Genomic DNA, 11,658 nt, shown 5'->3' with positions numbered 1-11,658 from the left:
GCTACAAGAATGAAAAACATTATTCTGCAAGTTTAATTTTTTATATTAATTGATTGTTGCATGCGCCAATGCTTTTTAACCCTCTTATATTGGAATCATTATGGCAAGCTTAAAAGAGATACGTGCCAAAGTCACCAGTATTAAAAGCACCCAAAAAATTACTCGTGCCATGCAAATGGTAGCGGCGAGTAAAATGCGCCGTGCTCAAGAGCGCATGGAAGTGGGTCGCCCGTATGCTGATAGTATGCGCCGGGTTATTTCACATTTGGTGCATGCTTCATCAGACTATAAACATCCGTACATGGTATCGCGTCCAGTAGATAAGGTTGGCTACATCGTCATCACATCCGATCGCGGACTTGCGGGTGGTTTGAATATTAACCTATTCAAAGCATTATCTAAAAGTATTCAAAACTATCAAGATCAGTCAGTTCAAGCTGAATTTGCCGTTATTGGTGCTAAAGGTGTTAGCTTTTTTAAGAGCTTTGGCGGTAAAGTAACTTCTGCAGTAACTGACTATGGCGATAAGCCGACCTTTGAGCAAATAAACTCACCGGTTCAAGCTATGCTTGATGACTATAGTAACGGTAAAATAGACCGTATCTATGTCGTATATAACAAGTTCGTCAATGCCATGACTCAAAAGCCAACTGTTAATCAACTGGTACCTTTGCCAGAGGGTTCATTTAGCGATGAAGAAAGCGGTATGCAGACGGAACTTAGCTGGGATTATATCTACGAGCCTGATATCAAAACTTTGATTGATGACTTACTTGGGCGCTATATCGAATCGATTGTGTACCAAGCGGTAATGGAAAATATTGCCTCTGAACAGTCGTCACGTATGGTGGCTATGAAAGCGGCAACAGATAATGCTGGTGACCTAATTAACGATTTACAGTTGGTTTATAACAAGCTGCGTCAAGCGGCGATTACCCGAGAAATCTCGGAAATCGTTGGCGGTGCTGCTGCTGTTTCATAATTGACTACACCTATATATAGAAGTTCAAGGAGAACGCAATGAGTAGCGGTCGTATTGTACAGATTATTGGCGCGGTTCTTGACGTTGAGTTCAACCGTAACGAAGTTCCTCAGATTTATGATGCCTTGCAAGTAGACGGTACCGAAACCACCCTAGAAGTGCAGCAACAGCTAGGTGATGGCATTGTACGTACTATTGCCATGGGATCAACCGAAGGTCTAAAGCGTAACCTATCTGTTACCAACACTGGTGCACCTATTGCTGTGCCTGTTGGTATCGGTACGCTTGGTCGCATTATGGATGTTCTTGGTCGTCCTATCGATGAAGAAGGTCCTGTAGAGGCTGACGAAAAATGGTCTATCCACCGTGAAGCACCAAGCTATGCGGATCAGTCAAACAGCACTGAGCTGTTAGAGACTGGTATTAAAGTTATCGATCTACTTTGCCCGTTTGCGAAAGGTGGTAAAGTTGGTCTGTTTGGTGGTGCTGGTGTTGGTAAAACCGTCAACATGATGGAATTGATCAATAACATCGCCCTTAAACATGAAGGTCTGTCAGTATTTGCTGGCGTTGGTGAGCGTACGCGTGAAGGGAATGACTTCTATCACGAAATGCAAGAAGCTGGCGTTGTAAATACTGAAGACTTTAGCAAATCTAAAGTTGCGATGGTATATGGTCAGATGAATGAGCCACCAGGTAACCGTCTACGTGTTGCACTGTCTGGTTTGACCATGGCTGAGTACTTCCGTGATACCAAAGATCCTGAAACTGGTAAAGGTCGTGACGTACTATTATTCGTTGATAACATTTATCGCTATACACTAGCCGGTACTGAAGTATCAGCATTGTTAGGTCGTATGCCATCAGCAGTTGGTTATCAGCCAACACTCGCTGAAGAGATGGGTATGCTACAAGAGCGTATTACTTCAACGCAGTCAGGTTCTATTACTTCAGTTCAAGCCGTATATGTTCCTGCGGATGATTTGACGGATCCATCACCAGCAACGACGTTTGCTCACTTGGATGCGACTGTTGTACTAAGCCGTGATATCGCTTCACAAGGTATCTATCCTGCGGTTGATCCATTGGATTCAACCTCGCGTCAGCTAGATCCATTAGTAATTGGCGAAGAGCATTATAATGTTGCTCGTGGCGTACAGGAAATCTTGCAGCGCTATAGAGAGCTAAAAGACATCATTGCCATCCTAGGTATGGATGAGTTATCAGAAGAAGATAAGCTAGTCGTTTATCGTTCGCGTAAGATTCAGCGCTTCTTATCACAGCCATTCCACGTTGCCGAAGTCTTTACTGGTGCTCCTGGTAAATATGTACCACTACGCGATACCATTGCTAGCTTTAAAGCAATTATTGCTGGTGAGTATGATGATCTACCAGAACAAGCATTCTATATGGCTGGTGGCATCGACGAAGTAGTTGCTAAAGCAGAAAAAATGAAATCTTCTGCAGCGTAATTTGTATCAGTAGTCGCTAACGAGTAGATAGATTATAATTATGATGTCTACTCGTCAGTAATGCATCGCAGTTTTGATTGTGTTTTGAACGTAAGGAATTAGGTATGGCAACGTTACAATGTCGCGTCGTAAGTGCCCGTGAAGAGTTATATTCAGGCGAAATAAGTATGTTAATCGCTAGCGGTAGCGAAGGCGAAATTGGTGTGTTGCCAGGCCACACACCACTTATTACTTTGCTAAAACCTGGCCCGATGCGAGTGCAAACGCCTAACGGTGAAGAAGAAGTCATTTACGTATCAGGTGGTGTGTTAGAAGTACAACCAAAAATGGTTACGGTGTTAGCCGATACAGCGATGCGTGCACATAACCTTGACGAAAGTAAAATCGTTGAAGCACGTAAGAAAGCTGAACAGATGCTCGTTAACCAGTCTGATACTGTCCAAACCAATGCAGCATTAGCTTCATTAGCAGAGTCAGTTGCACAGTTACAGACTATCCGCAAATATAAAAACCGTGCTTAAGGTTGTTTGAAAATACTTCATTTTAACGCTAATTAATGTATTATAAAAACAGTCCTTTAAGGGCTGTTTTTTTTGCTGCAAGAAAAGTGCTAATGATTATAATCAGCAATAACGTAAAGACTGTTTAGAGCTTAAATGTTTACTTTTATCAAAGTAACTAACGAACTTATTGAGTTCGATATACTAGCTACATCTAAGCCACTAGCAGTAATGGTTATATTTAGTTATATTGTGAGTAGTGAGCTTTAGTAGTCACTGAACAATTTTTCTATAATATTTGATTTATAGCTAGTTAGGGCTATAGTTAATCATAGTAGTAATTAAAAACTTAAAATTACTGGACGTTGACTAAAATTTTAGGATATCTTCTTTATAGGTTTTGTTAACGACAATAAGCTATAGTATAGGAAGCTGACTATTTGATAGTATACTGTCCTACCACGTTTGCACCATCCATAAGAACATCAATTGTTCCATTTTATTGTGCTACTAAATTCCCTGCTATTAATTTTTATACATTAGAGGATACAACAATGACAATGACTGAAGAAGACAACACCCCCCGAATTTTGATTGTTGAGGATGATGAGCGTCTGGCTATGTTGACTCAAGATTATTTGGTCAAGAATGGTTTAGAAGTAGCCATTGAAACTGATGGTAATCGCGCCATTCGTCGTATCGTCAATGAACAACCAGATTTAGTGGTACTTGATGTCATGCTTCCTGGTAGTGATGGTCTGACCGTTTGTCGTGAAGTGCGTCCACATTATCAAAACCCAATTCTGATGCTGACGGCACGTACAGAAGATATGGATCAGGTATTAGGTCTTGAGATGGGTGCTGATGATTACGTTGCTAAGCCAGCTCAACCACGTGTGCTGTTAGCACGTATCCGTGCTTTGCTACGTCGCTCTGAAAATGCACCATCAGAAGATGTACCACAGCGTCTTGAGTTTGGTGAATTGGTCATCGATAATGGTGGTCGCTCTGTGACACTAGGTGATGAGTTGGTTGACTTTACCAGTGCTGAATATGATCTATTATGGTTACTTGCGTCTAATGCTGGTCGCATTCTGTCACGCGAAGATATCTTTGAGCGTCTGCGTGGTATCGAATATGATGGTCAAGATCGCTCTATCGATGTGCGTATCTCACGTATTCGTCCTAAAATTGGTGATGATCCAGAAAATCCAAAACGTATTAAGACGGTACGCAGTAAAGGCTATCTGTTCGTTAAAGAAGGCAACTAAGCTTACTTTGATCTAGACAATGACTTGTCGTTGCGATCAGATTAATAAAAAACCAGCGCTCTGCTGGTTTTTTTGTGGCTAAATTTTAAGTTTTTAAACTTAAGAGAAGCGTTATGTGGTTTAATTAAGCGATAATTATGGACGCTAGCTGAATATATACTGTACAGATATGGTTTTAGCCAGTTTTCGCATGTAGTTTATCGCATTAAAATATAGCAGTGAAATATATAACTCAAGATTCTATCTTATTAAACAGTGCTTAATGTCATTCACAATACAGAGTGGTATTAGCAGTTACTATTCAACAGTTTGGTCACGGCACGTATGTCATTAGTCTCTTCTCTAAAGCACAGTATTTTTGTTCGAATTTATGCCGGACTGTTGATAGTCTGCCTCTGTGTAGCTTTATTTGCCCAGTTATTGATGGATACTATCAATAAGGAACGGGTACAGTCATATCGTGAAAATATGGCCACAGGGGCTTTTTATTTGGTGAGTGAAGGCATAGGACGTCAAATAAGCGAGACTCAGCGCGAATATTGGTTATCAGATGCCAGTAGTCTGTTTGGTTCGACTTTTCGTATTGTACCTATAAATGGGATTGACTTCAGCTCAAGCGAGCTGCGCCGTTTTGACAATGGTGACACGGTGGTGCGCTATATTAATCAGCCTACCTATGCCGATGTCTATCACCGTCTGCCAGATGGCAACAGCGTATTAACAGTCAGAATATCGCAGGTCACAGAACAACAAGTACGTGCCATGGCAGTATTTTTACTAGATGACTTGTCCTACTATACGACATTGTCGGCTAAGCGCACACGTCTAAAAGAATTAGAAGAGAAATTTTCTTTTCCATTGGAGCTTAAAGGTGTCAATGCGTTAGGTTTAGATAATGATCAGATGGCGCGTTTACGTCGTGATGAAGTGGTTATATTATTTCAAGATAGTAGCACTAGCCGAGGTAACTCAGCCATTAGAATCATTGTACCTTCCGAAATCAATGACATGGCTATTGTAATGGGTCCTGTCCCTCTGTTTAACTGGTTCCCATTAAATCTAATTATCAGTATGGTTCTGATCAGCATGTTCTTAATTAGCCTAGGTGTTTATGCGTTGATTTTCCCACTTGAGCGTAAGTTACAGCTGATTCAAGTAGGGGTTAACGAAGTCAGCCAAGGCAATCTTGATATTCAGGTACAGGTCATTGGACAAGATGAAATTGCGCGTTTATCCGCGACATTTAATGCCATGACAGAACACATTAAACGCTTGATTGAATCGCAGCGCGAGTTGACGCGAGCGGTATCGCATGAATTACGTACCCCCGTTGCCCGTATTCGCTTTGCTGTAGATATGCTTGCTGATACAGATGATGAAGACTCACGCCATATGCAGCGTGACTATATTGATGAAGATATCGAAGCACTTAACGGGCTAATTGACGAGATTTTGACTTATGCAAAGCTTGAGGAAGGTTCGCCAAAGTTAGATTTAGAGCCAGTAAACCTTAAGGAACTCATTGAACAGGTAGTGCGTGAAACCAACGCTTTAGGTAAATCTATCAAAATCGTTGGGCAGCCACCTAGTGCGAAAGTGACAGCGATAGCGGATCGACGTTATTTACACCGAGTTATTCAAAACCTTGCTGGTAATGCGTTGCGCTATGCAGAAACCACTATAATTATCAGTGCTGGTGTCAAAAAGGGTAATGCTTTCGTGAGTGTTGAAGATGACGGCCATGGTATTGCTGAAGCTGATCGCGAAAAGGTCTTTATTCCATTTTCACGTTTAGACGATAGTCGTACCCGAGCATCAGGTGGTTATGGGCTAGGACTGTCTATCGTGTCGCGCATTGCGTTTTGGTTCAATGGTAGTATGAAAGTAGATGAGAGTGATGATCTGGGTGGCGCAAGATTTGTCATGACATGGCCTATCAAGCCATTAACACAAGTTCTAGCCGCTGATGAGTTGACTCAAGAAAAAAGCAACCGTGATTTTGATAATGAGTGACCTAGCAGTTATGCTAACTAGCAAATGGCCAACACAATGAAATGGTGTTAATTAAAAGTACTATTTAGCATGGTTGATTGAGTTGACCGCATGAGATACTAATAGAAGCAATATGTCATACGGTAATGAGCTAATAATCATATTTACGGTAATACTATATTTATCATTATTTTGAATGCAAGTTTTAAAAGGAGATTGAGGATGCCTTATTTATTTGGTGGTTTAGTGCTATTGAATGCATTAATGCTTGGTTACTACTTGTTTGTACAACAACCAACTGCTACCGAAAGTCTACAAGCGGCGCAAGCTGAGCTGACACACCCTATGACATTTACTAATAGTGCTAAGCATATACCACCATTGATTGGTACTAAAGAATAATACTCTCTTCAAACAGTTTTTCTATGGTCTTCTTTAGCTAATACCATCAGTAGTCCTCACCATTAACAGCATTGTCTGGCTTAGGAAGCTTATTAGCGACGGTCTCTTCACCAGCAACTTTAGATAGAAGAGGGATGCGGACACAAACTTGTAGGCCACCATCTGGATGATTGATGGCTTCTACAGTACCGTGATGTAGACGTGCGATACGACTAACAATGGCTAGACCAAGCCCGCTACCTTGAGTAGTACGTGCTGTCTCACCTCGTTCAAATGGCTGCATAATACGCTCTAACTGATCTTCTGCGACACCATCACCACAGTCGCGCACACATATCATCAATTGCTCTTGAGCTTCTTCATTAACCTTGCTCTCCGTGACTATATCAGTATCTTCTGTAACTGCTGCCTCTATAAAAGTCGGTACGACCGTGGCTGATAGATAGATCGGCGGTTTACCATAACGATTGGCATTGTTCACAAGGTTAATAACCAAGCGTTTGATCGACAGGGGCCGTATCGGTACGGCTTTCTGAAGTTCTGATTGGTAAACAAACTTCATAGGCGCAAACTGCACCATAATCTCATTAAATATAGCGTCTAGATTGGTCAGGTGCACAGGCTCATCAGAGCCATCTTTCATAAAAGATATAAACTGCTCCAAAATTGCATCCATATCTTCAATATCGTAAATCAACCCTTCACGGAAAAAGTCATCTGGCAGCATCTCGGCTGTTAAGCGCATGCGTGTCAGCGGGGTGCGCAGGTCATGTGAGATACCAGCAAGCATGATAGTCCGCTCTTTTTGCGCTTGATTAAGTGTGGTAAACAGTCGATTAAATGCCATATTAACTTGTCGAATCTCGGTAGGACCTGCGCGCGTGGGCAAGGTAGTCGCGTGACCAAGACTGATATAATTGGTTGCAGCACGTTGTAAATGACGAAGGGGACGGTTTAATTGACGTGCTAACAATATAATCGTCAGTAGGGTCAAAATAGGTAGTCCTAATAAAAATAGGGCTAACAATGTTGGACTGTATTGCGAATAATAGACGACTGGTTCACGAATCCAAAAACTTTGATTACGGCTATCTTGTACCCACAGTTGAGGTGTGGGCTTAAATTTGAAATAAACTTCGACAGGTCGTCCTAATTGTGCGCCAATTTCACGTTGTAAAACGTCTGTAAATACTCCTACAAAGGCTTTATCTTCAACCTGCGGAAAATCACTAGGATTATCAATCACTACTACGTGCGAATTCTTATAGACCCACTGTTGCATTTTTGGGTTATCTCGCCAATCTTCTCTGACACTATTCATTAAGCGCAGCTCACTCGTTAGGTAGCGAGCGTGGTTTTTGAGCTCTGGCAGATACAGACTGCGCCAAAAAAACCAAATTGACAGACCGACACTGATGATTACTATGAAAGCGACCATTAAAGTCGTCAGCCAAGTACTAGAGTATGAATGGGGCAGCCAAGCAATTCGACGCAAACGAGGAGTTGGATTGATCATAAGAATCTATAGCTCTTGCAAGAATGCAATAAAGTATAGTGCAATAGTGACTCAGGTGCTATGGGATTACTATCGTTAAATGCTGGATATTGGCTACTTTATCAACGAATAATGCCTAATATAATGGGATTGCAAATGGTATTTAAGCTATTGTAATAATAGTGATTAAATAAACACAGTTTATGTTTTCAATAAAACAAGACTGTGATATAATTATGCCCTTTTTGGTATACCTGCGAAAGAGAGAATTCACATGGTTGTTATTCGTTTAGCACGGGGCGGTGCCAAGAAACGCCCATTTTATCAAGTAGTTGTTGCTGATCAACGCCGCGCGCGTGACGGTCGCTATATTGAAAACATCGGCTTTTTTAACCCACTCGCTAAAGAGTCTGAAGAAGCAGTACGCCTAAACATGGAAGCGTACAATGCGTGGATCGCTAAAGGTGCACAACCTTCAGATCGCGTTGCTTCATTAGTAAAAGCTTACAACAAGTCTGCAGCTCAAACTGAAGCAACTGCTTAAGTTTTGGTTGTTGAGTACTAATAGCGTACTTTACGTTATTTAGTCTACTTTAAAATACATAGCGTAACTGGTTTTACTGGTGTACGCCATTAACTGTTTTTACTATTTAGTTCGGTTGTTTTTATATCGACAATCGCTGTTTTACTCATTGTTAGGTCAGCCGTTATGTCATCTGTTCCAGACGTCAGCACTCTTATGAAGATCGGCCAGCTTAAAAAGCCTTACGGTATTAAAGGCTGGCTATGGGTGTTTAGTGACACTGATCAGCATGAGGCAATATTTGGCATGCAGCCTTGGTGGATCAAAACTGCCACTGGTATGAAGCCGTTGACTGTTAGCAAGTGGCGTCAGCAAGGTACAGGACTTGTGGCTCAGTTCGAGCAAGTTCCTGACCGTAATATTGCTGAAACCATGAACGGTGTCGCTATCTGGGTCGCTAAAGACTCACTGCCTGAAGCTTCTGAAGACGAGTTTTTTTGGTCGGATTTGGTTGGGCTGAGAGTTTTGAATGAGCAAGATGAGTATCTTGGTAATATTGCTGAGATGTTTGAAACCGGCGCTCATGACATTATGCGTGTAGCGGCAAAATCAGACAGCTTAGATAATGAAGAGCGCCTGATACCATGGCATACACAAACTGTCATAAAGGTCGATATGACCGATAAAGCAGTTTATGTCGCATGGCCAAGCGATTATTGATTTAATCTTAATAGAATTGAATTAATAATATATTCATACAGTCGTTATTTAAGCAGAGGTCAGATGTATTTCGCTGTGATTAGTATTTTCCCTGAGATGTTTGCTACGATTCGTGATTTTGGTATTACGGGACGAGCAGTGACTCAGGAGCAGGTCACAATTGAATGCATTAATCCACGCGACTATACCACGGATAATTACCGCCGTATTGATGAACGTCCTTATGGCGGTGGACCTGGTATGGTAATGATGGCAGAGCCATTGTCGCAAGCTATTGAAGATGCTCGATTGCGCGCTAGTCAACATGGCTGCCGTATCGATAAAGCGCATTGTCCGGTGATTTATATGTCGCCACAAGGACAAACGCTGAGCGAGAGTAGTGTGGTCAGTATGGCTGAGTATGATGGCATGATTTTATTATGTGGTCGTTACGAAGGCATTGATGAGCGCCTACTATCGCAGTATGTTGATATGGAAGTGTCGATTGGAGACTATGTGCTAAGTGGTGGCGAGCTGCCAGCGATGGTATTAATGGATAGTGTAATACGTCGTCTACCCGATACAATGGGTGATGACAAGTCAGCTGAACAAGACTCGTTTGTCGATGGTTTGCTTGATTGTCCACACTATACTAAGCCGCATGAGTTTGCCGGTATGGCAGTACCTGAGGTATTGCTATCTGGCCACCATGCTAATATCGCTAAGTGGCGCTTTAGTCAACAGGTCGAACGTACCAAAGTGCGACGACCAGACTTATGGCAAGTGTTTACACCAAGCGCGCAACAAGCTGCATGGCTAAAAGCACTAGCAAAAAAGAATAGTTCAAAAACAGTTAATACTGAGAATCTTGATCAATAATAAAACAGGCCATACGATAATGGCCGTTTTTCAGACCCCATTTATGTTGTGTCTGTTATTAATATAAATCAATACAAACTATTAATAATAGGCACGATTAATTATTACAAACAGGTGATATGCGTTAAGCCTCTATTATCTAATGTGAGGAGATAACTCTCATGAGCAACAAGCATCCATTGGTTCAGGTCATCGAAAACGCTCAATTGCTTGAGCGCCCAAACTTTGCACCCGGCGATACCGTTGTGGTACAAGTAAAAGTACGTGAAGGCGAACGTGAGCGTTTACAGGCTTTTGAAGGCGTTGTAATTGCTAAGCGTAACCGTGGTCTAAACTCAGCGTTTACCGTACGTAAAATTTCAAGCGGCGTTGGTGTTGAGCGTGCATTCCAATTGCATTCACCAATCATCGATAGCATTGAAGTGAAACGCCGCGGTGCTGTTCGCCGTGCGAAACTATACTACTTACGTGAACGTTCTGGTAAATCAGCACGTATCCGCGAAAAGCTGGTTGCACGTCCAACTCAGAAAAAAACTGATGCAGGCGTACCTAGTGCAGTTGAGACTGCACCTGGTATCTAAGTTTAAGCATTTCGCTTAAGCTTGCTGTAGTTGATGAACCGTCTATAGTACGGTACGCAACCAAGCAAAAGTAGATACAAGCCCTTATTCATAGGTTTATCATATAAATAAGTAGGCGTACCAAAAAAGACAAAACCCCAATCTGTGCAGATGCCAGATTGGGGTTTTTGTTTGTATAGCTTTAAGTTTTAAACCTAGAAGTCAATGTTATCTATACGGTTGCTTTGGTCTTTAGACTTGCTGTGCTTACGCAAACGAATGTAAATCGTTTTAGTAACGGTAGCAATAATTTTTTGCTGACTATCAACAATATCCGTTCTATATTCGCGGAATACTGGTTCACCATCTTTTGCTAAATCTTGAATAGTGGCAATTTCTGTACTGGGAATTTTCATGCGAGTGGTAACTTTACTATTGCCAGGTGCAATGAACTCAATATGTGAGCTTTTATCCCATACTACATAAGTACTGCCCAATTGATGCATAAGCATTAGCATATAAAAAGGGTCGACCATTGAATACAAGCTACCACCGAATTGCGTACCAACGATGTTTTTATTCAGACTGTTAAGACCCATACTTACTACGCACAAACCTTGATCCAAGTCGACATGCTCGACCTTAATACCAGCACCGACATAAGGCGCATAAGTATTAATACGCAGCTTGAGTAAATGCGGTGTTAGTAGGGGCATAATATTCTTTTTAGTTTTGCGTCTTAAGTTCTCTAAATTCTTGGGTAGGAAGCTCATACTGTTATCCTTCTGTCTTTCGATAATCAAGCCTGATATATAAATCGGAATGCTAATAGAGTAGGCGATGAATTAATATCTAGTGAGATCTGTAACAATCTTCAAGTGTG

Annotated in this window: 12 protein-coding genes; 10 read left to right on the top strand and 2 right to left on the bottom strand. The window is 41.6% G+C overall.

Annotated features, from left to right (window positions below; translation table 11 throughout):
- The first annotated feature begins 100 nt into the window (after positions 1-100).
- The 6 genes from atpG to AK825_RS13180 all read left to right on the top strand — a co-directional run bounded on the left by atpG (position 101) and on the right by AK825_RS13180 (position 6,619).
- Complete coding sequence (atpG, locus tag AK825_RS13205; RefSeq protein ID WP_068038369.1) at positions 101-982, top strand: F0F1 ATP synthase subunit gamma; 882 nt, start codon at positions 101-103, stop codon at positions 980-982.
- A gap of 38 nt (positions 983-1,020) precedes the next feature.
- On the top strand, positions 1,021-2,454 hold the full coding sequence (atpD, locus tag AK825_RS13200) for a F0F1 ATP synthase subunit beta (RefSeq protein WP_068038365.1): 1,434 nt from the start codon (positions 1,021-1,023) through the stop codon (positions 2,452-2,454).
- A 104-nt stretch (positions 2,455-2,558) separates the two neighbouring features.
- Positions 2,559-2,975 carry a F0F1 ATP synthase subunit epsilon gene (locus AK825_RS13195; RefSeq protein ID WP_068038362.1) on the top strand — a complete coding sequence of 139 codons (417 nt, stop codon included), beginning with the start codon at positions 2,559-2,561 and terminating at the stop codon, positions 2,973-2,975.
- A 539-nt stretch (positions 2,976-3,514) separates the two neighbouring features.
- Positions 3,515-4,225: a response regulator gene (locus tag AK825_RS13190; RefSeq protein ID WP_068039516.1), complete on the top strand. Its 711-nt coding sequence runs from the start codon at positions 3,515-3,517 to the stop codon at positions 4,223-4,225.
- 324 nt (positions 4,226-4,549) lie between these two features.
- Complete coding sequence (locus AK825_RS13185) at positions 4,550-6,238, top strand: ATP-binding protein (protein ID WP_068038359.1); 1,689 nt, start codon at positions 4,550-4,552, stop codon at positions 6,236-6,238.
- A gap of 201 nt (positions 6,239-6,439) precedes the next feature.
- On the top strand, positions 6,440-6,619 hold the full coding sequence (locus AK825_RS13180; RefSeq protein WP_068038356.1) for a hypothetical protein: 180 nt from the start codon (positions 6,440-6,442) through the stop codon (positions 6,617-6,619).
- Between the two features lie 46 nt (positions 6,620-6,665).
- Here AK825_RS13180 and AK825_RS13175 read toward each other — a convergent pair whose 3' ends face one another.
- Positions 6,666-8,135, bottom strand: a complete 1,470-nt coding sequence (locus AK825_RS13175) for an ATP-binding protein (protein WP_068038353.1) — start codon at positions 8,133-8,135, stop codon at positions 6,666-6,668.
- A 253-nt stretch (positions 8,136-8,388) separates the two neighbouring features.
- On the opposite strand from AK825_RS13175, the gene rpsP reads away from it, so the two are divergent.
- From rpsP to rplS, 4 genes are all read left to right on the top strand, one after another.
- Positions 8,389-8,658 (top strand): 30S ribosomal protein S16, encoded by a 270-nt coding sequence (gene rpsP / locus AK825_RS13170; protein ID WP_068038349.1) that lies wholly within the window; start codon positions 8,389-8,391, stop codon positions 8,656-8,658.
- A gap of 165 nt (positions 8,659-8,823) precedes the next feature.
- A complete protein-coding gene (rimM, locus tag AK825_RS13165) occupies positions 8,824-9,357 on the top strand; it encodes a ribosome maturation factor RimM (RefSeq protein WP_068038346.1) in 534 nt (177 codons plus the stop codon).
- Between the two features lie 63 nt (positions 9,358-9,420).
- Positions 9,421-10,215 (top strand): tRNA (guanosine(37)-N1)-methyltransferase TrmD, encoded by a 795-nt coding sequence (gene trmD / locus AK825_RS13160; RefSeq protein WP_068038343.1) that lies wholly within the window; start codon positions 9,421-9,423, stop codon positions 10,213-10,215.
- A 161-nt stretch (positions 10,216-10,376) separates the two neighbouring features.
- On the top strand, positions 10,377-10,796 hold the full coding sequence (gene rplS / locus AK825_RS13155; protein WP_068038340.1) for a 50S ribosomal protein L19: 420 nt from the start codon (positions 10,377-10,379) through the stop codon (positions 10,794-10,796).
- A 194-nt stretch (positions 10,797-10,990) separates the two neighbouring features.
- Here rplS and AK825_RS13150 read toward each other — a convergent pair whose 3' ends face one another.
- Positions 10,991-11,548, bottom strand: coding sequence for a DUF4442 domain-containing protein (locus AK825_RS13150; RefSeq protein WP_068038337.1), 558 nt, complete (start codon positions 11,546-11,548; stop codon positions 10,991-10,993).
- Between the last annotated feature and the right edge of the window lie 110 nt (positions 11,549-11,658).

The organism is Psychrobacter sp. P11G5, from assembly GCF_001593305.1.
Taxonomy (GTDB): Bacteria; Pseudomonadota; Gammaproteobacteria; order Pseudomonadales; family Moraxellaceae; genus Psychrobacter.
Note: the sequence above shows the minus strand (reverse complement) of the source record. Positions and strands in the feature narration are given on the sequence as shown.